Origin of the sequence: Clostridium weizhouense, from assembly GCF_019431045.1 — a bacterium.
Lineage (GTDB): Bacteria > Bacillota > Clostridia > Clostridiales > Clostridiaceae > Clostridium > Clostridium weizhouense.
Map to the genome: position 1 here is coordinate 181,652 of NZ_JAHXPT010000001.1, position 25,846 is coordinate 207,497.

Annotated in this window: 21 protein-coding genes, 1 riboswitch and 1 other annotated feature; of the genes, 5 read left to right on the top strand and 16 right to left on the bottom strand. The window is 24.2% G+C overall.

What is annotated here, in order from left to right; translation table 11 throughout:
• Window positions 1–326 precede the first annotated feature (326 nt).
• On the top strand, window positions 327–1,040 hold the full coding sequence (locus KYD98_RS00865) for a polysaccharide deacetylase family protein (protein ID WP_219777700.1): 714 nt from the start codon (window positions 327–329) through the stop codon (window positions 1,038–1,040).
• A 227-nt stretch (window positions 1,041–1,267) separates the two neighbouring features.
• On the opposite strand, the gene KYD98_RS00870 is transcribed toward KYD98_RS00865, so the two are convergent.
• The 4 genes from KYD98_RS00870 to KYD98_RS00885 form a co-directional block, all read right to left on the bottom strand.
• Window positions 1,268–1,786: a tryptophan transporter gene (locus KYD98_RS00870; protein WP_219777701.1), complete on the bottom strand. Its 519-nt coding sequence runs from the start codon at window positions 1,784–1,786 to the stop codon at window positions 1,268–1,270.
• 115 nt (window positions 1,787–1,901) lie between these two features.
• Window positions 1,902–2,132: a binding site (T-box leader), on the bottom strand.
• A 38-nt stretch (window positions 2,133–2,170) separates the two neighbouring features.
• Window positions 2,171–3,925 carry a sensor domain-containing protein gene (locus KYD98_RS00875; RefSeq protein ID WP_219777702.1) on the bottom strand — a complete coding sequence of 585 codons (1,755 nt, stop codon included), beginning with the start codon at window positions 3,923–3,925 and terminating at the stop codon, window positions 2,171–2,173.
• Window positions 3,926–4,184: 259 nt separating this feature from the next.
• Window positions 4,185–4,379, bottom strand: coding sequence for a DUF4250 domain-containing protein (locus tag KYD98_RS00880; protein WP_219777703.1), 195 nt, complete (start codon window positions 4,377–4,379; stop codon window positions 4,185–4,187).
• Between the two features lie 339 nt (window positions 4,380–4,718).
• On the bottom strand, window positions 4,719–5,582 hold the full coding sequence (locus KYD98_RS00885; protein WP_219777704.1) for a tRNA 2-thiocytidine biosynthesis TtcA family protein: 864 nt from the start codon (window positions 5,580–5,582) through the stop codon (window positions 4,719–4,721).
• A 608-nt stretch (window positions 5,583–6,190) separates the two neighbouring features.
• Between KYD98_RS00885 and KYD98_RS00890 the strand changes: the two genes are divergently transcribed.
• From KYD98_RS00890 to KYD98_RS00900, 3 genes are all read left to right on the top strand, one after another.
• On the top strand, window positions 6,191–6,784 hold the full coding sequence (locus KYD98_RS00890) for an ECF transporter S component (protein WP_219777705.1): 594 nt from the start codon (window positions 6,191–6,193) through the stop codon (window positions 6,782–6,784).
• A gap of 119 nt (window positions 6,785–6,903) precedes the next feature.
• A complete protein-coding gene (locus tag KYD98_RS00895; RefSeq protein WP_219777706.1) occupies window positions 6,904–7,875 on the top strand; it encodes a P1 family peptidase in 972 nt (323 codons plus the stop codon).
• 152 nt (window positions 7,876–8,027) lie between these two features.
• Window positions 8,028–8,210 carry an alpha/beta-type small acid-soluble spore protein gene (locus tag KYD98_RS00900; protein WP_012423416.1) on the top strand — a complete coding sequence of 61 codons (183 nt, stop codon included), beginning with the start codon at window positions 8,028–8,030 and terminating at the stop codon, window positions 8,208–8,210.
• A 322-nt stretch (window positions 8,211–8,532) separates the two neighbouring features.
• On the opposite strand, the gene clpB is transcribed toward KYD98_RS00900, so the two are convergent.
• Both clpB and KYD98_RS00910 read right to left on the bottom strand, forming a co-directional pair.
• The gene (gene clpB, locus KYD98_RS00905) at window positions 8,533–11,139 is read right to left on the bottom strand and encodes an ATP-dependent chaperone ClpB (protein WP_219777707.1); all 2,607 of its coding nucleotides are present in this window, start codon (window positions 11,137–11,139) and stop codon (window positions 8,533–8,535) included.
• A gap of 423 nt (window positions 11,140–11,562) precedes the next feature.
• Window positions 11,563–12,096 (bottom strand): DNRLRE domain-containing protein, encoded by a 534-nt coding sequence (locus KYD98_RS00910; RefSeq protein WP_219777708.1) that lies wholly within the window; start codon window positions 12,094–12,096, stop codon window positions 11,563–11,565.
• Between the two features lie 184 nt (window positions 12,097–12,280).
• Here KYD98_RS00910 and KYD98_RS00915 point away from each other — a divergent pair, with 184 nt between their 5' ends.
• Entirely contained in the window at window positions 12,281–14,353 is a 2,073-nt protein-coding gene (locus tag KYD98_RS00915; RefSeq protein WP_219777709.1) for an AraC family transcriptional regulator, read from the top strand.
• Window positions 14,354–14,431: 78 nt separating this feature from the next.
• Here KYD98_RS00915 and KYD98_RS00920 read toward each other — a convergent pair whose 3' ends face one another.
• The 10 genes from KYD98_RS00920 to KYD98_RS00965 all read right to left on the bottom strand — a co-directional run bounded on the left by KYD98_RS00920 (window position 14,432) and on the right by KYD98_RS00965 (window position 25,826).
• Window positions 14,432–15,697: a helix-turn-helix domain-containing protein gene (locus KYD98_RS00920; RefSeq protein ID WP_219777710.1), complete on the bottom strand. Its 1,266-nt coding sequence runs from the start codon at window positions 15,695–15,697 to the stop codon at window positions 14,432–14,434.
• A gap of 47 nt (window positions 15,698–15,744) precedes the next feature.
• Window positions 15,745–17,043: a helix-turn-helix domain-containing protein gene (locus KYD98_RS00925; RefSeq protein ID WP_219777711.1), complete on the bottom strand. Its 1,299-nt coding sequence runs from the start codon at window positions 17,041–17,043 to the stop codon at window positions 15,745–15,747.
• Window positions 17,044–17,353: 310 nt separating this feature from the next.
• Window positions 17,354–17,530, bottom strand: a complete 177-nt coding sequence (locus tag KYD98_RS00930; protein WP_219777712.1) for a YtxH domain-containing protein — start codon at window positions 17,528–17,530, stop codon at window positions 17,354–17,356.
• Window positions 17,531–17,913: 383 nt separating this feature from the next.
• Window positions 17,914–18,828, bottom strand: coding sequence for a ribonuclease H1 domain-containing protein (locus KYD98_RS00935; RefSeq protein WP_219777713.1), 915 nt, complete (start codon window positions 18,826–18,828; stop codon window positions 17,914–17,916).
• Between the two features lie 246 nt (window positions 18,829–19,074).
• The gene (locus KYD98_RS00940; protein WP_219777714.1) at window positions 19,075–20,034 is read right to left on the bottom strand and encodes a YkvA family protein; all 960 of its coding nucleotides are present in this window, start codon (window positions 20,032–20,034) and stop codon (window positions 19,075–19,077) included.
• A gap of 364 nt (window positions 20,035–20,398) precedes the next feature.
• A complete protein-coding gene (locus KYD98_RS00945) occupies window positions 20,399–21,226 on the bottom strand; it encodes a MetQ/NlpA family ABC transporter substrate-binding protein (RefSeq protein ID WP_219777715.1) in 828 nt (275 codons plus the stop codon).
• Window positions 21,227–21,281: 55 nt separating this feature from the next.
• Entirely contained in the window at window positions 21,282–21,920 is a 639-nt protein-coding gene (locus tag KYD98_RS00950; RefSeq protein WP_219777716.1) for a methionine ABC transporter permease, read from the bottom strand.
• Window positions 21,920–22,885 (bottom strand): methionine ABC transporter ATP-binding protein, encoded by a 966-nt coding sequence (locus KYD98_RS00955; protein ID WP_219777717.1) that lies wholly within the window; start codon window positions 22,883–22,885, stop codon window positions 21,920–21,922. The genes KYD98_RS00950 and KYD98_RS00955 overlap by 1 nt, the downstream gene beginning before the upstream one ends.
• Window positions 22,886–23,051: 166 nt before the next feature.
• Window positions 23,052–23,167, bottom strand: a riboswitch (SAM riboswitch).
• A gap of 87 nt (window positions 23,168–23,254) precedes the next feature.
• On the bottom strand, window positions 23,255–24,481 hold the full coding sequence (locus tag KYD98_RS00960; RefSeq protein WP_219777718.1) for a histidine kinase: 1,227 nt from the start codon (window positions 24,479–24,481) through the stop codon (window positions 23,255–23,257).
• 82 nt (window positions 24,482–24,563) lie between these two features.
• A complete protein-coding gene (locus KYD98_RS00965) occupies window positions 24,564–25,826 on the bottom strand; it encodes a sensor histidine kinase (RefSeq protein ID WP_219777719.1) in 1,263 nt (420 codons plus the stop codon).
• Between the last annotated feature and the right edge of the window lie 20 nt (window positions 25,827–25,846).

The following is a 25,846-nucleotide window of genomic DNA, read 5'->3' on the forward strand; positions in this document are numbered from 1 at the left end:
ATAATTCATTAATTGTAAAAGACTATTTATAAATGAGAATTTTTCTCTTCTATAAATAGTCTTATATAGCAACTTAATATTTATTCCAAAACGACCATTTTATTTATTTATTGTATATACTTGTAATTTTAACATTTACATTATTATAATTCAATATAAAAATCGTCAAGCTACTTTGGGGAATCGATTTTTTTAGCCATGCACCTATTCCAAACGTAGTGTAGAAATAATGGTACTTCATAAAAAATATATAAATTATCAATAAATATTTTATAAATTTTAGTACATAATAACTCATATATAAAAATATTTATGAAGGTGATTATATGAAATTTAAAATATTAAAAAAGTTAATTGTATTATGTTTAATCTTAATATTTATAATTAATTTGCCTATACCAGTTAAATGTGAAGAAAGTACTAGCAAACAAAAGGTAATTTATTTAACTTTCGATGATGGTCCAGCTGGTAAAGTAACAGATGATATATTAACTATATTAAAAAAAGAAAATGTACCTGCTACTTTTTTTTTAATTGGAGAACAAATTAAAAATCAAGAAAATTTAGTTAAAAGAATTTACTATGAAGGACATTCTTTAGGACTTCATAGTATGACTCACAAAAAATCAAATCTTTATAGATCAAATAAAGATTTTTTAAAAGAAATGCTTGATACTCAAGAACTAATATACTCTACTGTTGGAATTAAACCAAATATTTTAAGATTTCCCTTTGGATGCAATAATACTAACTATAAAATTTGTGATTCAATGATAGATTTACTTCATGAAAATAATTTAAAAATATATGATTGGAATGTCGATAGTGGAGATGGAGCTCATCATTCTGCTGCTCCTAGTACTTTTATAAAAAATTCAAAAAGTGAAAAAGATAGAGTTATATTATTAATGCATTGTAGTTATATAAGTAAAAATTCTGTTAAAGCCTTACCTCAAATAATTAAATATTATAAAGATAATGACTATGAATTTAAAGCAATTGATTCAAATACACCAGAAGAATATCATATTATTAAATAATAAAATTATATTTTTTATTATTTAATGTACTTATAATATATCTAAAACAAGATATTCTATAAAGTATCCACAGATTTTTTAGTAATATAAATTCCTAAGAAGTAAAAAAGATTATCTCAAAACATATTTATGAATTGAGATAATCTTATATTTATTTTTTATTAAAATTATATAATAAATAGTTAGAAATATGAACGAATATAATTTATAACTATTTCTTTAATATTTTATACATATACATTAGTTGTTGATACTGTTCTCTTTACAATTTTATATATTACATATCCAGCTATTCCATTTAATATTACTGTTGGAAGGACTACAGCTATAAATAATGCAGTAAATGAAATTCCAGTTGGTAATCCTACTATTAACATTAATGAAACTAAAAATGTTGTTCCACTAATAAATGTTCCTAATATTAATAATATTAGCATTTGTATATTTATATTTATTTTATCCCTTAATGGTAATAATATTAAGTACATAATATTACAAGTAACAAATTTATCTATAATATTAGGTAATTGTCCACCTGGCATTTTTGTTGTAACTGCTGTAAAAATTCCAATTATTAATCCACATATTGTTATAGTTTTATACTCTTTATTAAAAATCATTATTATAAATAACATTGCTAATGCAAAATCCGGTTGCATTGGAAATCCTAGTGCTGGTGTAATTTGATGTAATATTGCTCCTATTGCTATTAAAATTGAATTTGCTATCATTCTTTTTGTTTTCATTTTTAATTCCCCCTATTTTATACTTATTAATATCATTTAGGTTATATATTCACTCTTTCACAACATAATTATCACACCCCACTAAAAAAATATATAAAAAAACTCCGTCCTATATAAATAGGACGGAGATTATCCGCGTTGCCACCTAAATTGCATAAAATGCCTCTCAATTTGATACTAACATATCTCATTCGCTATAACGTGCGACTTACGGCTAAACTACTCTCACAAGATTTCATATCGCTTCTCAAAGGCCCATTCATCATTAGCATCAGTACTGAAATTTCACCATCTTCAGCTCTCTTAAACTTAGCACCTGACTACTATCCCTTATCTTAGAATTTATCTACTTAATTTTCATTTTAAATCACATGTATTTAATTGTCAATATGTTTGCAATATATTTTTTCCAATCATATATTTTATTTTATCAAAGCTTTCTGGTTTACTAAAGTAATATCCTTGAACAACATCGCATAAAATACTTTGCAAATAATCTACTTGATCTTTGGATTCTACCCCTTCAGCAATTACTTGTATTCCTAATTGATGAGATAGTCTAATAATGTTTTCAATAATACATTTACTTTTAAAATTATTATCTAAGTCTATCACAAAAGTTCTATCTATCTTCAATGCATCTATAGGAAGCTTAGTTAAATAATTTAACGATGAATATCCTGTTCCAAAATCATCCAAAGCTATACTTATTCCAAGCTCTTTAATCTCATCAAGAATTTCCACATTTTTTTCAAACGATTTCATAAGCATACTCTCAGTAATTTCTACTTGAATATATTTTGGATTAACTCTATACTTATTTATTAATTTTTTAAGGTCTGATATAACTACATCTTTTCTCAACTGTATCTCAGATAAATTTACTGCAATCTTAAAATTATCATATCCATCATTTAAAAGATTTCTTACTTTCCTAAAAACTTCTTCTAAAACAAAACTACCAATAGGTATTATCATTTTTGTATTTTCTGCTATTGGAATAAATTCTTCCGGACTAACAAATCCAAATTCTTTGCTTTCCCATCTAACTAAAGCTTCGAAACTGCGCACTAATGAATCCTCTAATGTAACTTTAGGTTGAAACACAACATACATTTCTTTATTTTCAAGTGCAGTCCTTAAGCCTTTTTGTACAGTATATAGTCTATTTAATTCAAGCGATATGCTATCATCAAAGAAATTATACTCATTTTTTCCATTACTTTTAGCCACATACATTGCTGCATCTGAATTTTTCAAAAGAGATTCAAAATCTATTCCATTATATGGATACATAGACACTCCTATACTTACAGTTAAATATATTTCTTTATTATCTATTAAAATAGGACTATCAAAAGCTTTAACCATATCTTTACACAAAATATTTACTTCATTAACGCTGGATATATCTGGGATAAAAATCAAAAATGTATCCCCACTATATCTACATACCAAATTTTCTTCTGAAAGCATTAATAAAATTTTGTTTGCAATTTCCTTTAAGGCTAAATCTCCAAATTCATGTCCAAATGATTCATTAACATATTTAAAATTATCTAAATTAAGCATTAGCATTGCACATTGTACTTTTTTTTCACTACATTCACTTAAATATTCAACTATTGTTTCTTTAAAATAATATGCATTTGGTAGATTAGTAATTCTGTCACATTCAATTATTGATGTTATTTTCTCTTTAATGATGTCTTCCTCATATTGTGAAATATCAAAAAATTCATCTTCTAAAATTGTATTCTTTTTATTAAAACAATAATGTGTTCCTACAAGATTATATCCGTCACTTTGTTTTATAGATTTTCCCATAAAAACAAAATATAAAATATTATTATTTTTATCTTTAATTCTATAATGATTAATTATATGTTCTTTTTTTTCATAAGCTAATTTCAAGTCTTTATTAAATAACTCATCTATCTTTTTTAAATCTTCTGGATATATTAAATTTAAAAATTGATTAACATTCCTATTCTCGACTTTATAACTACTTAAAAAGTCAACTATTTTATATTCAAATACTAATTCTTTTTTTAACGGAGTCCAAAACATTGTTATTCCATTAACATTTAAACATTTAAATACATCCTTATAATTAAATTTTAAATTTTCTATATTCATAACTAAACAGTCCTTCACAAAATATTTAGTTTAGGTACATGAAATAAAATAATAAATCAAATAAGTATACTGGTCTATTATTTTTTTGAATGTGCCTCAATTACTTTTCTTCTTGTGTTTTGCTGTCTTTTTTGTCATTTACTAATGATAAAACTAAAGCTGTAGTTGCTGCTAAAACGCCAACAAGTTTTGCTGATTTTTTTAAATTCACTAAATATACGCCTCCTTGTCTTAAATATATTTAATCATTATGTTTATATTAAATTGCTTTAAATTGATTTTGCTCCTTAATATATCTATATCCTGCATCTTTACATTTGTTTACAATATCGTCTTCTATAAGATTTAAATCATAGCAAAGAGATTCTAATGAGTTATATTGATCTCTTAATTTCATATTGATAATACTAACCAATATATTCGAATCCATACTTTTTATGTCTCCTATTATCATATTTATCATCCTTTTTAATAATATAGTTAATATGTCTATTATTATATTATACTTACAATTTTATAGTTTTATAGTATTAATTTCAATTATTTTATGTATCTATATTCTAATTAAATTAATAAATTTATAATTTTTAGTTAACAATATCAACTTAGAATCATATATATTTTGTATATAATTTCTAACTATATTTGTGATCTATACTATTTATAAATATTTTAAGATTTATATTAATTGAGTACCTTTAATAAAATTTATATATTTTATTAATTTAACATATAAAATTTAATGATACTTTATAAATAAAAAGATTGCCTAACTTTAGACAATCCTATTGTTTTATTCATCATAAACATCTAAAAATGAATATTTTCTATCACCTTTTTGCCATCCTAGTATAGAATCCATACTTACATTCTGTGCTGATCTAAAGATAGATTTATCTACACCATCAAATGTTTCTTTTAATTGTTTAATTAAATCTTTTATCTCATATCTTTTATTTCCAGTTCTTTCTGCGGCAACCATACATGCACAATTTAATGGAGCAATTCCTGCATTTTTTATAAATTTCTTTATGTAATCTTCTTCAATATAATAAAGAGGTCGTATAAGTTCTAAATTTTCAAAATTTGCTGATTTAAGTTTAGGTAACATAGTTTTAAAATTACCTGAATATAAAATATTCAACATTGTAGTTTCTATGACATCATTATAGTGATGTCCTAAAGCAAGTTTATTACATCCTAAATCTTGTGCTTTATTATAAAGTGAGCCTCTTCTCATTCTTGCACATAAATAACAAGGATAGTCTTTCGCCATTTTATCAACTACATCAAATATTCCTGATTCATAAATCTTAATTGGTATATTTAAATATTCACAGTTATCTAATAATAATTGTCTTATATGTGGATGATATCCTGGATCCATCGCTATAAATTCTACCTCAAACTTAATTTGACCATGTTTTTGAAGTTCTTGAAATAATTTAGCCATTAAAATACTATCTTTTCCACCTGATATAGCAACAGCAACTTTGTCCCCTTCTTCTATTAACTTATAGTCTTTAATAGCTTTAATAAATTTTGACCATATATGTTTTCTATAAGTTTTTACTATACTTCTCTCAATATCTTTTAATGTTTTTTTATCTTCGTCCGGTATAATTGTTGGACAACCTTTACCTGCAATTGTATTCATATTATAAACACCTCATTTTTCATAGTAATTATATCATCAATTTAAAGAATTTAAAATTAATTATTTAAATAATAATTTAAGAATTATTTTTATTATAAATATTAGACAAATTTATAATATTTTATATTAATTAAACATATTGTTTTTATGTTCAAAATTTAACAATATTATAATACATAATGTCCTTTTACATTTAAAATTTATAATATCAAAAAATTTTTCTTATATAAAACCTATACTATTTTCTTATATATTAACATTATAGTTCAAATAATTCTTTTTAATTTAATTAAGAAAGTCGGTTATGTTTTAAAACAGTGTTGATATTGTAGTGTAGACTGAACTGTCATTGAAATTTGCTTAGGCAACATCACACAAAATAGATGATTATACTAGTCTATTATTTTTTTGAATGTTCCTTAAAATAAAAGTATAAAAATTTTTTTAAAAGTTAGACAAATTTTTAACAATTTTTTATTGAATATTTTTATAAACATGATAAAATTACTAGTGTCGGTATTCTATTTTTATAGAAACTGAACGAAAAATTTGGTATATACATTTTTCTGAATTATATCCCTAAAAGGAATAAGAACGGAGGCAAATTAATGGAAAAAATTACTGTAAAATCAAAATTCTCAACTAGACAAATGGCTATGGTCGGAATGTTATCTGCTATTTCAATTTTTTTAGGATTAACAGGATTAGGATTTATTCCAATACCACCTGTTAAAGCAACTATAATGCATCTTCCTGTTATAATAGGAGCAATTATTGAAGGTCCTATTGTTGGTGTTTTAGTAGGTTCTGTATTTGGATTATTTTCAATGTATCAAGCTTTTACTACACCATTACCAACATCATTTATATTTTGGAATCCTATAATTGCATTATTACCTAGAATTTTAATCGGTGTTGTATCATACTATGTATATGTATTTTGTAAAAAATATTTTAAAAAACAAAGTTTAAGCATAGGTGTTTCAGCAGTATTAGGTACATTAACTAATACAATTGGTGTTATGGGATTAACATATGTTATATATTTAGAAAAATATGCCCAAGCCTTAGGTATTAGTACAACTGCTGCTAAAATAGGTATAGGTGGTGTAATTGTAACTAATGGTTCTATTGAAGCAATAGTTAGTGCTGTAATTTCCATTCCTGTAGTATTAACACTTATAAAAATAAAAAAAATGTAATAAATATAAGATTTATAAAAATAAATTTTATTATCATATATTAATGACCAATGATGTAAAATACATATATATAATTTTACTATCATTGGTCATTTTATATAGAAAAGGAGTATTAGTTTATGAATGAAATAAAATTTTGTGATATAGATGGAATTAAACTTGGTCATGCAGAAAACAAACCTGGTGGAACTGGATGTTCAGTTGTAATATGCGAATCTGGAGCTACTGCTGGTGTTGATGTTCGTGGCGGTTCTCCTGGAACTAGAGAAACTGATTTATTAAACCCAATGGAAATGGTAGATAAAATCCACGCTGTAGTATTATCTGGTGGAAGTGCCTTTGGTTTAGATGCTTCAAGTGGAGTTATGGAATATCTAGAAAGTAAAAACATTGGATTTGATGTTACTGTAGCAAAAGTACCAATAGTCTGTCAGGCAGTACTCTTTGATTTATCCTTTGGTAATCCTAAAATAAGACCTGATAAAAATATGGGAATTGAGGCATGTAAAAATTCAGAAATTTATAAAGATGATATTAATGGAAATATAGGCGCTGGATTTGGTGCTACAGTGGGAAAATTTTTAGGCCCTCATACTGCCATGAAAGGAGGACTTGGAACATATGCTGTAAAAATAGGTGATCTTATAGTTGGTGCTATTGTTGCTGTAAATTGTTTAGGTGATGTAATTAATCCTAACAATTTAAATATAATTGCTGGAGCTTACGATAGACAACGTAATATTTTTTTAAATACAGAAAATATTATTTTATCAAATTTAACTAATCCTAAAAATCCTTTTAAAGGTAATACTACTATAGGAATTATTGTAACTAATGCTGATTTTACAAAAGCTGAAGCAAATAAGGTAGCTTCTATGGCTCATAATGGTTATGCTAGAACTATGCGCCCTGCTCATACAATGTTTGATGGAGATACTATATTTGCAATGTGTACTAATAAAGTAAAGTCAGATGTTACTACTGTTGGAATGATTGCAGCAAATGTTATGGAAAAAGCTATTATAAGAGGTGTTAAATCTGCCAAGTCTTTATTAGGAACTCCTAGTTATTCAGAGATAAAAAAATTCTGATTTTATAATATGAATAAAATTCCTATTATATTCTTTTTTTACTTATATTCCTCTCATTACATAGATTATATTTTTAACTATTACACACAATAATAATGCAAAGCAGAAATGCTTAGCAAATAAAAATTATTAAATTAAAGGAGGAATATATTATGGCAAATTCATTAGTACCAGAAGCAAAAAACGGGTTAGCAAAATTCAAAAATGAAGTAGCAAATGAAATGGGTGTTCCATTTACTGATTACAATGGTAACCTTTCTTCTAAACAATGCGGAAGTGTTGGAGGAGAAATGGTAAAAAGAATGGTACAACAATACGAATCTGGCATAAAATAGTATTCTGACTGATGTACCAAATGGAGAGATAGGTATGCTATAATATTGATAAATTAACTGATCATCTTTTATTTTACACACAGAATTATAAAAACTGAAATTTTTTCAGATAATAATTAATTCTTATATAAAATAAAGGACATCAAGGATATTTATAAAATATTAAGTATCCTGTCTCTTTCTTTTATTGTAGTTAATCAATAAAAGAAATTATGTAGACTATGGATTAATTATAAAAATAATTTATATTTAAATAAAATAATAAAGACTATCAAAAAATATTTCTATGTTTATGATAGTCTTTATTTTAATGCAACAATATTTAATTATTTAGTACATTTAATGTTATCTTTTCATCATTTCCATCAACCCTAACTTTAGATCCATAAATAATATCTCCTCTAATTATCATTCTTGCAAGATTATTTTCTAAAGTATTTTGAATATATCTTTTTAACGGCCTTGCTCCATATATAGGATCATACCCTTCTTTTGACATTATTGCTTTAGCTTCATCTGTTACATCTAATTCTATATTTCTATCTTTTAATCTATTTTTTACTTCTTTTAAGAATATATCAATAATTTTTTTGATTCCATTTTCTGTTAATGGTTTAAACATAATTGTATCATCAACTCTATTTAAAAATTCTGGTTTAAATCTTAATTTTAATTCATTAATAACACTTTCTTTTATATTTGATTCAATACAATTTTCATTTTTATTTTCTAACAAATAGTTGCTTCCTATATTAGATGTCATAATAATTATAGTATTTTTAAAATCTACAGTTTTTCCTTTATTATCTGTTAATCTACCATCGTCTAAGATTTGAAGGAATATATTAAACACATCTTCATGCGCTTTTTCAATCTCATCAAAAAGTATTACACTATAAGGATTTCTTCTAACAGCTTCTGTTAATTGTCCTCCTTCATCATATCCAACATATCCTGGAGGAGCTCCAACTAATCTAGATACAGAATGCTTTTCCATATATTCCGACATATCAATACGAATAATATTTTCTTCAGAGTCAAATAAATTTCTTGCTAAAGTTTTTGCAAGTTCTGTTTTACCAACTCCTGTTGGCCCTAAAAATATAAATGATCCTATTGGTCTATTAATATCCTTAAGTCCTGCTCTTGCTCTAAGAATTGCATTTGTAACCGATTCAATCGCTTCATTTTGACCTATAACTCTTTCTTTCATATCCTCTTCTAATCTTAAAAGTTTTTCTCTTTCCCCTTCAAGAATATTACTTACAGGTATTCCTGTCCATTTAGAAAGAATTTGTGATACTTCTTCTTCTGTAACCTCTTCTTTTAAAAGAGCTCCTTCATAATTTTCTTTTACTTCACTTTCCATGTTTTTAAGCTTTTCCTCTAAAGCAGGAATTTTACTATATTGAATTTCAGCAACTTTATTATATTCATAATTTCTTTGAGCTGCTTCTAATTCTCCTCTTGCTTCATCTAATTCTTTTTTAGTATTTTTAATAACCACAATATGCTCTTTTTCTTTTTCATATTTAGCAGTCATCTCATCATTTTTTTCTTTTAATTCAGCAAGTTCTTTTTCTAAATCTAATAATCTATTTTTTGATCCATCATCTTTTTCTTTTGATAAAGCTTCTTTTTCAATTTCAAGTTTAAAAATAGTTCTTCTTATAATATCTAATTCTGTTGGTAAAGAATCAATTTCAGATCTTATCATTGCACCAGCTTCATCAATTAAGTCAATTGCTTTATCTGGTAAATATCTATCTTGAATATATCTATTAGAAAGTTTTGCTGCTGCAACTATTGCTGAATCATGAATTCTAATTCCATGATGTATTTCAAATCTTTCTTTTAATCCTCTTAATATTGAAATAGTATCCTCTACACTTGGCTCTTCTATGATTACAGGTTGAAATCTTCTTTCTAAAGCCTTATCTTTTTCAATATACTGTCTATATTCATCAAAAGTTGTTGCACCTATACAATGAAGCTCTCCTCTTGCTAATAAAGGTTTTATTAAATTTCCTGCATCCATAGCACCGTCAGTTTTCCCTGCTCCTACTATAGTATGGATTTCATCTATAAATAAAATAATTTTACCTTCACTATTTTGAACTTCTTTTAAAACAGCCTTTAATCTTTCTTCAAACTCGCCTCTATATTTAGCACCTGCTATAAGTGACCCCATATCAAGTGAAAATATAATTTTGTCTTTTAATCCTTCTGGAACATCTCCTCTAACAATTCTTTCTGCTAACCCTTCCACTATAGCAGTCTTACCAACACCTGGTTCTCCTATAAGTACAGGATTATTTTTTGTTCTTCTAGAAAGTATTCTTATAGTTCTTCTTATTTCTTCATCCCTTCCAATAACAGGATCTAATTTGTGTTTTTTCGCAAGATCAACTAAATTAGTCCCATATTTAGCTAAAGCATCATATGTTCCTTCTGGATCTTGAGAATCAACTCTCTGACTTCCTCTAACTTCGGATAAAATTTTTAAAAAACTATCCTTTGTAATATTAAATCTTTTTAAGATTTTTGTAACATCTCCATTATTATCAATCTCCATTATTGCAAGCATTAAATGTTCAACACTTATATACGAATCCTCAAACTTTTTTGAAATTTCTTCTGCTCTAATTAGTACTTCATCTACTCTTCTTGTGATATAAACTCCAGAACTTGATGCTCCATCACCTAATACTTTTGGCATAGAATTAAGACTATTATTTAAACTTTCTTTTAAACTCTTAACTGAGATACCCATTTTAGTTAAAATATTAGGTACTAATCCATCATCCTGCTCTACAAGTGCAGAAAAAAGATGAATTATATCTATTTGTTGATGATTATATTTAACAGCCGTAACATTTGCATCATTTAAAGCTTGTTGTACTCTTAAAGTCATTTTATCGATATTCATTCTTCTACCTCCTAAAAATATATAAAAACTCTATAAAAGATTATAAATTTAATAACTTAATTAAAATATATATATATTATTTTTTCTTTATAAATATATATTAATACAAAGGTCAAAGAAAGTCAAAGTTTATTTGAATATTTATCTTTATCTTCTAAATAAATTTTAATTTATAATGTAAGGAAGAATTTAGTTTGGAATTATCTTTAACAAATTATTTAAATAAATGTAGAATTTAAATCGTAATATATACACACTTATATTTTAAAATAATATTGATATTGTAGCATAAGTGTTATACTACAGTATCAATATTCACTTAAAGCATATATCTAAAAATAAATATAAAAAGTCATGTGAAAACTTTTTTGTTTTCACATGACTTTTTATAAAATTTTAAACTAATTACTCTAAAAATTTTATTTAGTCTTCAATTTCTAAAGCTATATATGGTTTTCTTCTGTTATGATCATACGAGAATATGCTTATAGAGTTATTCATATTTTCTATTCCTGTTAATGTTATTCCATAATCGTCTTTATAATAATCTGTCCATTTATTTGATTCGTCCATAAGATCTATAGTTATAAAATATTCAGTTCTATTTCCTTTTATACTTGCTTTCTGACCTAAATATATAAAGTTAGGTGCATTATCCCAATTTACTCCTAAAGAATTATATTCTTCTGTATTATAGTTTATATATACTTCATTGCTCTTTAATGTACAATGAGTATATATATTCTTTTCTACATATAAATTTAATTTAGCACTCTTTATTTTAGCATTACGTGATATTTTTTCTCGTATATCAAAACTCATTAGTGTTCTAAAAACATTACCATCAGCCCCTTTCGTATTCCCAATCGGTAAATACTTATTTTCATAAAAATTCTCTTTATTAAATTTTTTACTAATAACAGATATAGATGAAGGATAAACTGAAATCATTTTCATGCAATCGCTCCTTTAATTTTATCATTCCTTAATCTATATCTATGAATATATTTTTTATTTAATTCACATTGTTAAGATTATAGTTAATTTTTTCTTGTTAAATCATACTCTACAATAAGTTTATATAATATGAATAAATTGTTATAATTTATTCATACTGTATATTAGTGAAAGGTGAACAAAAATGAGAAAAGAATATATTTCTTACGAAAAAAATCTACCTATACTTATTTCTTATGTATCAATAAAAGAATATCCACTCCACTGGCATAATAGTATTGAAATTATTTATGTTTTAAAAGGAAATTTAAATATTACTATTGATACTGATAATTTTGAACTAACTGAAAATGAATTAGAAATAATAAATGTTGAAGAAACTCATAGTATTTATAGCAATGATGAAAATAATAAAGTTTTAATATTTCAAATAGATCCTACGTTTTTTGAAAAGTATTATAAAGATATTAAAAATATGTTCTTTTATACAAATTCTTCTGACGATAGGGCACAAGAAGGTGAAGAATATGAAGAACTTAGAAAACTTTTATCTAGGATTTTGTGTGAGTTTATTCAAAAGCAAGAAGATTTTAATAAAGAAATAGAATCTAACTTAATTAATCTTCTTTATCATTTACTAAATCATTTCCATTATTTGATTTATGAAAAAGAAGAACTTAAAGAAAATAGTGAGCAACTTGAAAGATATCATAGAATCTCTAAATATATATATAATAACTACAATAATAATATAACGCTCCAAGAAATTGCTAAGAAAGAATTTTTAAGTCCTCATTATTTATCTCATGAAATAAAATCAGCTACTGGCTATACCTTTACTGATTTAATTAATTTAACTAGAGTTGAAGAATCACTAAAATTGCTTTTAGATACTGATATGAGTATCTCAGAAATATCGGATGAAATAGGATTTTCTCATATACGTTATTTTAATAAGAATTTTAAATTTTATTATAACTGTACACCATTTCAATATAGAAAAAAATATAAAATTGATGATAAAACTCTTGAAAAACTTAAAGACGTAGACTACTATCCAGTAAAAGAAAGTCTTAATTTAGTTATAAGGCATTTAGAAGATTATGAAAGATTTAACTATGAAAATAAACTTTGGAAAATCCATATAAACATGAATGATTCGATAGGTGAATTTAATGAAAATTTTAGAGAAATTATAGGCTTAGGAGAAGCATTTGATCTATTAATAGAAGATAATAAAGATATTCTGGAAGAAATTCAAGAAGAAATTCATTTTAATTATGGACGACTAGAAAATTTTTTCCATCCCGATATGGGAATTTTCCCGAAAAATAACTTTTTTAATTGGAATAAAATAAATTCTGTTCTAGAATTTTTGAATTATATAGAATTAAAGCCCTTAATTGTTATAGACGATTACGAAATCTTTTCATCATCTGATTTTAAAAATATTTTAAAAAGTTTTTATGAATATTTTTCTTTGTCTGATATAATAGATTTAAAAGATTTCCAATTTCAGTTTTCCTCTAAAATAGATAAAAATATTAAATTATATTTATCTAAAACTATAGAAGAAAAATATAATTTTCATATTATTGAAAAAAGTTTTACTTCAAAAAAAATACTAAATAAAATTTATGATACAGCTTATATGCTTCCATATATAATTCATAATTACATATGGAATGAAAATGAATTAGATTTTTTAAATGCTTTTGATGTATTGGGAAAACAAGTCTTTTTAACTAATGAAGTTTTTATTGGTGCATCAGGTATTGTTAATGATGTAGGAATAAAAAAACCTTCTTATTATGCATATTATTTACTAAGTAAAATGAGTGGCGATATTGTAGCAAAGGAAAATGGATATATTGTAACTAAAAAGAATAACTCTTATAGTATACTGTTATATTCATATAATGATCATATTATGGATTTAATTGATATAGATGATATCTCAATTAAACGTGGATTAAAAAAACCTGTTCAAAAAAAATTTTCACTAAATATTTCTAATATAAACTCATCTACAAGAAGTATAACCTATGAAATAAATGAAAAAATCGGTTCTTCATTTAATTATTGGATAGCCATGGGAAAACCTAATAGATTAAATAAAGAAGAAAAGGAAATTCTATACAAAGCTTCTTTTCCTAAAATAGAGTTTAAATATACTAAAAATAGTTCTATATTAAATATAGTAACTAAACTTAAAGGATATGGTGCTATATTAATACTAATCAATGAAGTTTTATAAATAAAAAAATCTGTCTCAAATTAAATTTTTAATTATTGAGACAGATTTTTATTTTGAACTATATTTTAAAGCATAAACTTATATTTTTTTATTTGCAACAAAAGCCAAATTAAAATATTTTAACGAATCTGATATTGAACCTAATTTATAATACATATTTCCCATATCTATATATCTTTCTTTACGTTCTTCTCGTGTTCCTGATTTAAATAAAGCATCTAATGATATGTTCATATATTTTTCTGCTTGTGAATAATCTCCAAGCCTTTGAAGGATAGTTCCTTTTAAATAATACGATTTTTTTAATAATATTATGTTATCCGTTGAGATGGCAATATTTAAAGATTCATCTGCTATTTCAGAAGCAATCTCAAACTCAGAATTTTTTATTAAAATTTTAGTACATGAGTTAAGGAATTCAACATATTTTTCACTATTATAGTTTGGGAAAATTTTTATCCCTTCTTTTATTTCATTAATAGCTTTTTCTCTTTCATTTACTTCAAAATAATATTTTCCGTAATCTCCTTTAGATAATGCCAAAACTATAGGATTATGCTGTTGATATTCAAAAGCTTTCTTCTTATACTGATCTGCAAAATCTTTTTTTAATTTAATACATAGAGTTGAATAAGAATGAAAAACTTTTCCTTTGCTCGCATCATTCTTAATACTATCTACATCTTTTATTACCTTTGATAAAAGTTCATATGCTTCTTCTACTTTATTTAACTTTTGATAACATACTGCTTCATTATAAGCTATTAAGCAATACTCTTCTTTATCTGATATATTCTTCTCTTGAGTTAATATTTCTCGTAGTTTATTATAATATGTTATTGATTCCATATACTCGCTATTTTCATAAAAATATCTAGCCATATCCTTGAAATATATAAGTGTATTTTCTACTGTATTATTTCGTTGATATAAATCATAATATTGTGATACTATTAATTGAATATTTTCAATTTTATTGTGTTCAATATAATAAGAAAATAATATATGCATTAATTCAAATGCCAAATCATAATACTCATATTTAATGCAATATTCTAAATTATATTTTAGTTTGTTTTCACATTCAATATCTGAAGATATTGTCTTTTTTATCATTTCTAAATTATTATATATTTGTTCATATACATCTTCAGTTAAATAATTTAAATCAATACCTATTTTATCTGCTATATATGTTAATAATTCTTTATCAGCTTTAACTTTACCATTCTCTATACAGCTCATTTTTGATATTGATATTTTATTTCCACATAAATCTTTTAATGTAATACCTTTAAATATCCTGGCTCTTTTTATTTTTTCACCTGTAGATAATATTTCCACTCACATCACCCATTTACATTTATTAATTTCTCTATTTTTTTAAGATACTATTTAATCAGTCCTAATTTTTCAAAAAACATAATTCCTTCTTCTAAATAATTTTGAGCTTGTTCTTCTTCTTTCTTATCGATAAAATGTTTACCTATCTTCATAGCTAGTTCCCCTGCTTTTAATAAATCTCCATTATCTTTTGCTATATTATATGCTTCTATTAATGTTTCCTCTGCTTCTAAATGTTTTTCTAAAATATTTAAAAGTGTATATTCCATTAATTTGCACTCTATCATTCTATTATTATCATTTGAATCTATAAGATTATTTAATTTCTTTACTATAGTTTTACATTCTTCTATATTTTTCAGTTTTAAATGAGATTTACACATATCTATAAGTATGTCCAATTCATTATCCATTTCATTTTGAGTACTTATTTTTTTAGATGTTTCATAATGTACAAATGATTCATCTAAATCATCTAATTCATAAAATAATTTTCCTAAATTATGTTCTATATTAGATAAATCCTTGTTATATTCTATTTTCCTGTAAACCTCTAAAGATTTTTTAGAATATTGAGTAGCTTTAGCCAAATCACCTTTTTTATTAAATTCTTCTGCTAACATAAGCAAAGTTTTAGCATAAGTCTTATTGCTATATGTTTTTTCAAGACTATTTTTAGAAAAATATGAATACTTTAAAGCATTATCAAAATCCTCTATATTAAAATATGTTCTAGCCATATTATAATATATTTCTCCTAATAAAAAGTCATCTGCAATATTATTATCTAAATATACTTTTTCAGCTTGTTTTAAATAACTGCCAGCCGAATGATAAGCTTTTAAATCTATTGTGATCTTTGCCAAGTTTAAAAAAGTTCTTATTATTTCTTCATAATTATTATTTTTAATAAAAATTACATTAGAAGATAAAAAGAATTTTTGAGCCATTGGAAAATCTCTCTTGTATACATGTATTTGAGCAGTTATAAATAAAAGTCTAGCTTTTCTATATTCTAAATTATATTTTTCAGAATAATATAATGCATTATCGATATATCTTTGTCCAATTTCATAATTGCCTGATAAAATATATGATTCAGCAACTTGTTCATAATAAATGCTTATCTTCTCTGCTTGACTTTCTTCAGATTCCATAAGATGTTCCACACTTATATTTAGTGTTGATGCTAAATATTCAAGTAAATCCATTGAAGGATTTGATCTTCCAGATTCAATTAAGCTTATTTGACCAGGTGTTATTCTATTTTTAGCTAAATCTTTTAATGTCATATTAAGCTCTTTTCTTCTTGTTTTTATTTTTTCTCCCAACGACAGAATTTCCACAATTTTCAACTCTTTTCTATATTAAGAATTATTTTATTAATAATTATAGCATAAAATCACAATAAACTACACCAAAATATTAATTTTTAGTAATATTTATATTTATCTTCCATATTTATCTAAATAAATCAATATAAAATATGTATTGTATGCTATCTATTTTCTTTTATAAATATATTGTCGTATAAATTGTAAAAAAATTTAACTTTTTATAAATATTTAAAAATAAAAATAAAAAAATATCTTATCTAAGATAAATAAAATTCATTTATGAATTTTATTTATAGATAAGATATTTGTTATAATTATTTTATTTTGTCCAATGGTGCATCATATCGTCATATGCATCTTCTGCCATATTTCTCATTTTCATGCCTGTTCTTCTCATAGTTCTTCTTGTTTTTCTATCTAATTGAGGCATAACAATCATTCCGACTGTAGCTCCAATTAGTGCTCCTGCTGCAACTCCTCTTGTGAATTTTCCCATAATAAACACCTCTTTAACATATATTATATTTTTATCCTTAGCCAACAACAATAGGCTTTAGATACTGAATTCTAAGTTTTAAGGTATATAAAAAAAATATTTAATTAATATACTTATGCATTTTGTTATAATTTAATCTACAAATTTAATTACTAAATCACTATTGACTAAATTTATATAATTTTTCTAAAACAAAATATTCAGCATTTTTTAACTATTTTATTTTCTTTAAGCTACCTAAAATGAAATTAAAATTTCATTTTAAACTAAGAACTCCATTTATATAGTTAAGTTATGTAATTTAAGAAAATTTACTCTATGAAATTATTGGTTTATTAGTTGTTTTTTATAATTAAATTTAATTAATAAATTTATATTTATAACTATTTTTCTAATAAATACAAAATAAATTTTTCCTTTTCTTTACTTAATAATTTTGATATAAGTTTCTTACCTTGACTTTTATTATCATTATAACTTTTAATTATATATTCAAAATCACTTTGTATATCTTCTTTTTTATTAATCTTTAAATCTACATTGTTTATTACTACTATATTCTCTTCACAATTGGCAGCTATTGTTAATATTTGATTTTTTAATGATATATCCGATACCTTTAACTGATTCTTTTTAAGCCATTTTTCAACTACTTTATCTGATTTTATAAATAATACCTCTTTACATTTTTCATCTACAAGTTCATTGAAAAAATCACCTGTATGACTATCAACCTTAACAAAAATAATTTCTATTCCATTATTCATAAATTCTTGCATAGAATCATAATATTTTTTTGATGATTCTTCTTTTCTTTCCCAAAATCCGGTTGCATGATAACAAATTCCTGCATAGTCATGAAAAATCACAACTTTTTTTTCATTATTTTTTAGAGCATATTTAACTCCTTCTATTGCAGCTTTTAATTCTCCAGCTATTTGTCTTATATTTTTATCTGAATCATTTTTCCCTATTCCACTATCAATATACTCTACTATATTATTTTTAACAGCTACTATTCCATATGAATATTCTTGTGTATCCATATTGTAACTTCCATCGACATATATATGTAGACAATCTTCAGGATAATTTTTATCTTCTTTCTTTAATAAATCTCCACTATCATTCAAAAACTTTTTTGCTTCATCTATATTCTCAAAACTTTTATATTTTGCACCTTTTACTCCTTTAACATAACTTAAACATTCTGCCCATGTATTAACTATTTTATTTTCTACTTTTAAATTATTTTTAGAATCAAATCCCTCTTTTATTGCATAAACTTTTTTACCCACATTATTTTTCCTTTCATAATAAAATAATAATCTTATTTAATGCTAGTATGTGCTACATTAAATAATACTGATTTAAAACTTTAAAATAAACTTAGATATATTGTAATAATTGTTCAATAAATTAGAGAACTGTATATTCTTTTTTGAAGATTTAAATTTACAACATATATCTTAGTATTAAGGCATAATCAAAAAAATAACAAGTCCATTTACCTAAAAACTCTGTTTATAATAAGCATCTATAATTTATAATGTAGACATCTCATTTATAACTTGATATAATTTTTCAACATTTTTTGCACCTGTAAAATTGATTAAATATTCAAGACCACCCTTTAGAACTAAAAGAATATTATTTTTTCCTTCCCAATTTTCCACAATAACATTCATAGGAACATCATTAACTACACTATTTAATGCAAAAAAAGCAACTCCTAGTTCATCAATTACTCCTATAAATGGGATATTATTAGGAATTATATCCGTTGGAAATACTATATATGCAATTGATGATGATAAAATGACCTTAGTTTTTAATGGTACTCTTTCATCTTTTAATAATCTATATATTAAAGAAATAATATCTGGCAAAAGAAATATATAATCTTTAAAGTTTTTTGACTTTTCCGGAAGATTATTTACTAGAAATTCTCGGCCCTTAGAATAATTATCTTTAACTTTATTGGTAGTAATAATTTCTTTAGATTCTTCTATATTTTTTACTTTATCCTCTTCATTTATTTCTTTTATTAGTTCACCTTTTAATGAAACATTAATATTTTCTAATTCTACCCATAATTCATCTTTTTTAATAAACACATCGTGTAAGTCTATATCAACAAAAGGTACATCTTTTAACACCTTTTTTATATCAATAATAACTTTATCTCTATCAGCAATTATCCCTTTATCATTAAACTCTTTAATTAATTTCTTTAATATTAAACTCCTTATCATTCTAAATAATCCTAATTTCATAACTTTAAGATTAGATAATTTTCCAATAATATTTCCATTTGAACATTCTAATATATTAACTTTTAAAGAAAAATCTACATTCAATCCCTTTTTAAAATTTCCATAAATTAAAATTCCATCAGATATGATAACTTTATTTAAACTTAAACCATCTATCTTAACAAATTCATTAATAATACTTAATATATCTTCACCAACTAATTTAACCTTTGCACTTGATACTCTCATAATATATTCCCCTTTAAAAGTCTTTATTTTAATCTATATAATTAAAAGTATACCTTATTTTAATATAACATTAAAGTTTTATCCTAAATGTAAAAAGCTAAGTATTTAGAGGCTTCCTCCAACACTTAGCTTTTTTTCAATTCTTTAAAATATTTCCTATGTTTTAAAACAGTGTTGATATTATTGTATAAGGGCGAACTGGCATTAGAATTTGCTTTTTAGAACTCTTAAGTAAGAGTCAAAATTTTATATTTTGTTTCTCGAACTTACTGGACTAATGTATATGAATCAAGTTTCCTATTTCAATCCTGTCCATGAGCTTTATACTACAATATCAAGATTTACTTAAAACACAACTATTTTATTAAAAAACTGAAATAACTGCTCCATTATATTTAGTTTCTATAAATTGTTTTACCTCTGGAGATGTTAAAGCTTTAGTCAATACTTTAATTTTTTCTTTTTCTTCATCACCTTTTTTTACAGCTAGTATATTACCATATGGTTTTGCTGCTTCTGAATTTTTATCTTCTATTATAATTGCATCTTTTGATGGTTCAAATCCTGCTGGAAGTGCATAATTACCATTTATAACTGCTACATTGAAATCATCTAATACTCTAGGAATACTTGCTGCTTCTAATTCACTAAATTTTAAATTTTTAGGATTTTCTATTATATCATTAGGTGTAATTAATTCCCCATCTGAAACTTTAATCACACCATGTAAAGCTAATAATTTTAAAGCTCTAGCTTCATTTGATGGATCATTAGGAATAGCAACTGTATCTCCATCTTTTATATCATCTAAGCTCTTAATTGTTTTTGAATATAATCCCATAGGCTCTAAATGAATTTGTGCAGTATAAGTTAGATTTAACCCCTTAGATTTATTTTGTTCATCTAAATAAGGTATATGTTGATAATAGTTAGCATCCAAATCGCCTTCAGCCAAAGCAGTATTGGGTTGCACATAATCAGTAAATTCTATTATTTCTACTTTATAACCTTCTTTTTCAAGTAATGGTTTTGCCTCTTCTACTATTTCTTTGTGTGGTACTGGTGATACCCCAATTTTTATTGTTTTGTCCTCTTTTGATGCACTACTTGAACTATTTGATGCCCCACATCCTACTAGCCCAAATGTAAGTGCTCCTGCTAAAATTATTGATAAAATTGATTTCTTCTTCATATTTATTACCCCCTAATAATTATTTACTTATTTACTTAAATTTAATATTTATATTCTATTTTGATAATCTCTTATAAAAATAATTACCCCAAAATTGTACTGCTTGTACAACTATTATTAATATTATACAAGTCACAATCATAATATCTGGTTCAAATCTTTGATATCCATACCTAATTGCAACATCTCCAAGGCCTCCTGCTCCAAGAGTTCCTGCCATTGCAGAATATCCAACAATACTTATTAATATAAGCGTTATTCCTGATGTTATTGAAGGAACCGCCTCTTTTAACATCACTTTAAATATAATTTGAAAATCAGATGCCCCAAAAGCCTTTGCTGCTTCTATTACCCCTTTATCAACTTCTTTCAAAGAAGATTCAATTACTCTTGATACAAATGGTGCTGCGGCTACTGTAAGTGGTACTATTGTTGCAAATATACCTGTGGTTTTTCCAACTATTATTTTAGCTAAAGGCATAACTATCACCATTAATATAATAAATGGAAAACTCCTTAATGTATTTACTATAAAATCTAAAATGCTATAAATTACTTTATTGGGTCTTAATCCCTCATCTGAAGTAACTATAAGTAAAATCGCTGGTATAAATCCTATAATCACAGAAAATATTGTTGATGCAAAAACCATAATTAATGTTTCCCCTAACGCCTTTAAAATTATCTCTTCCATTATTTAACCACCTCCAACAATATACCTTTGTTTTCTAAATAATCTATTACATCTTCTCTATCTTCTTCTTTTATGTTAATTACAAGCCCCCCTAAAACATTATCTCTAAATTTTTCGAGTTTACCCCATACAATCGAAAAATCCATATTTAACTCTCTTGCCATCTTAGTAATAATAGAATTTTCCGAAGAATTACTTGGAAAAAATAATTTAATATTAATTCCTTCTTCAGGAAGAATTTCTTCCTCTCCTTCTCCCAAAAATTTCTTTAGTGATAATCCAGGTTTTAAGAATAACTCTTCTGCCTTCCCTTCAGCTTTGATAATTCCAGCCTCAATCAAAGCTACTTTTTGACATACTTCCTTAACAACTTCCATTTGATGTGTAACCATAACTATAGTTATTCCAAGCTCATTATTTATTTTAGAAAGTAATGCTAAAATATCTTTAGTTATCTTAGGATCTAATGCTGATGTTGCTTCATCACAAAGAAGTATTTCTGGTTTCAATGCTAAAGCTCTGGCAATAGCAACTCTTTGTTTTTGTCCTCCACTAAGTTCTGATGGTTTACTATATAATTTATGTTCTAAGCCTACTAGTTTAATAAGTTCTAATACTCTAATTTTAATCTCTTTTTTATCATATCCCCATACTTCTAGTGGAAGTGCAATATTCTCAAAAACATTTTTTCTTTTTATAAGATTAAAATTTTGAAAAATCATTCCTAAGTTTTTTCTAAATTCTCTTAAATCTTTATCTTTTAAATTTGAAACCTCATGCCCCATTACTTTAAGAGATCCCTCATTATAAGATTCAAGACCATTTATACATCTTAGTAAAGTAGATTTTCCAGCCCCACTATGTCCAATTATTCCATAAATTTCCCCTTTTTTTATACTTATTGAAATATTATTTAAGACTTGTGTTTCCCCAAAAGTTTTTACTACATTTTTAATTTCTATCAATTACACTTCCCCCTTTTCCTATTTTTTGAAAATACTTTAAAATATTAAATTAAAGCTTATTAACTTATTAACTAAAAAATTCTATCTATTAAATTTATCGCGATAAAATAAATAAAGCGTTAGAGAATAAACCTCTAACGCATAAATAGCACTATACAAATTTACTCTCTCATCTATCAGTTATAAAAACTGCAGGAATTAGCACCGTAGAATTGGTAAATGAACCAATAAATCGGTTGCTGGGCTTCGCAGGGCCAGTCCCTCTGCCACTCTTGATAAGATATCAAATATTAAATTTTAATGTCTTTTTTAGAATTATAAACCCATATTTTTTATTTGTCAATACTAAGTAAAATTATTTCTATTTAATTATACACAATTAGTTATAGGTAAAATAATTTCAAATTCTGTTAGCAAATTAGTCTTACTTATATATAAGCATCCATCATATTCTTCTATTAATTCTTTTGATTTCATCAATAAATCTTTATTAATTTTATTATTCCTAAATAAAAAATTACGTTTTCCCTGTATATTATTTTCTATATTAATAACTAATTTATCTAATGTATTATATGTTTTTATTATTATAAATCCATTAGCATTATCAACACATTCTATTATGTTATCTAATACTGTATACAATTTATTTTCTGGTATTTTAAGTATATCTATATCAGCATTATCCTCTATAATAATGTGTATTCCTCTATCCATAATAGGTTTTATACTATTAGATATAACATTATTTTTAATATTATAATTAACTTGTACTGCACTTTTTATATTATTATTTGAATCTATAATAGATTTTAATGATTGTCCTAATTTTTCTTTCCTTTTCATAAGATATAAACCATATAAATATGAAATTTGTGCTCCATAGTCATGCTTAATTTTCCTAAGTTCACCATTTTTTATATCTAATGCCTCATTTAACTTATTAATTTGTTCTGTTTCTTTTTTCATCTTACTAAAATAAAATGTGCTTAATATAAAGAATACAAAAATATTTATTATTATTATATTTTTTACTAATGGATAACTAAACTCCATATTTCTATAATAAAAAATTATATCATAATTGCTAATTATACTAATTAATACAATTACTCCTATAAGCAATTTATCATCAATTATAAATTTATGTAATTTAATTAAATATTCCTTTTTTATTAGTAAATAAAAAATAATAATATAATGAACTATATATATTATTGAGAAATTTATTTTCATTATATATTTCTCTGAAAATATAAGAGAATCAATGCAAGGAGTTAATATATTAACTGCTACTAAATCCGATAATCTTATAAGAATATAAATTATTAAATAAGATAATTCCGCTTTTATAATATCTTTCCTATACAATATAAGTATTCCAAAAATATAAATTATATAATAATATACCATATATATATAATTACTATGATTATAACGTTTAATTAATATAAATAATAATGATACTATTGCAATAATTATTATTAATTCTTTTTTATCTTTTCTATGTATTTCTTTTACACAGGAGTTTATAATAATAATCGTCATTATAGATTGTAGAACTATATCAATTATACTCTCTATTCTTATAAGCATAAACTTCCTCCTATTCTTAATTTAAGCACCTAATAATTTTAAAAAAAGGTGTTTATTTTAACACCTTATATTCTTAAACACTTTATTTTAAAAATGGTAATCTTATTTCAAATTTTGTAGAAGCATCTGTACTTTCTACACTTATTTTTCCCTTGTATTTTTCTACTAATTCTCTAACAATATTTAAACCAAATCCATGATTTTTATCTAAATCTTTTTTAGTAGTAAAACCTGCCTCAAAGATTTTAGATATATGATCTGGTTCAATTTTGGGTCCATTATTTTCTATACTTATTATTAAATTATCAAGGCTATTATATGTTTTAACAATTATAATTCCAATTCCATCCATCGCCTTAATAGCATTATTTATAATATTTGAAATAACTCTATATAATTCAATTTCTTGCATTTCAACATTTTCTATAGATCCTGATTCATCAACTATTACATTAAGATCTTCTGATTTTATATTTTTTATAATAGAACTTATTAAAGTATTATTTGATGTATTGTTTGATGTTTCATTATTAATATTTGAATTGCTTTTATTTATTATATTTTTCAGAATTTGTCCAATTTCATCTAAATTTTCTCTTGAATATAAATCATACATATAAGAAATTTCATTTGAATAATTATTTTTTATTTTTCTAAGTTCAGAGTTTTTTTCATCTAAAACCTTATTTAAGGCCAAAATTTTACTAGATCTCATATGTATTTTCAAAAAATATATTGCTATCGCACCTACAAATACTAATGAACTTACAAGTCCTATATTTTTTAATAACTCTGATTCTTCTTTATAAAAAATCAAATAAAAAGCTACTATAAAATCTAATGAAAAATTTATTATTATTAAAGTACTCATTGTTGGAGCAATACTTCTAATATAATTATGAAAATTTAAAATTCTTTTTCTAAACAACAAACATATTATTCCCATTATAAATTGTGGAGTGTATACAACAGCAATCATTAACCTTTCAATATTTTGAATATATATTATATCTTTTAAATATCCAAAAAATAAATTTCCAAATATAGTTACATTAAGTGCAATTAAAAAATAAATTATTGTATATGTAATTAATGCACTATAAAATGCTTTTCTATATAATATAAATAATATACTTATTTCCATAAAATGAATAAAAAAAACACAAATAGATAAATTTCCAAATACTCTATTGAAAATTTGCATAATAGAAAAAATAAATAAAATACTTATAAATTTATTTATTTTATCCTGTTTATATTTATCTAATATGCAATAATCAGGTAAACATATAAAAAAAACTGCTTGAAGTATTGAATTTACACTATCTACTATGTTTATTGCCAAATTAAGCGCCTCCTTATATA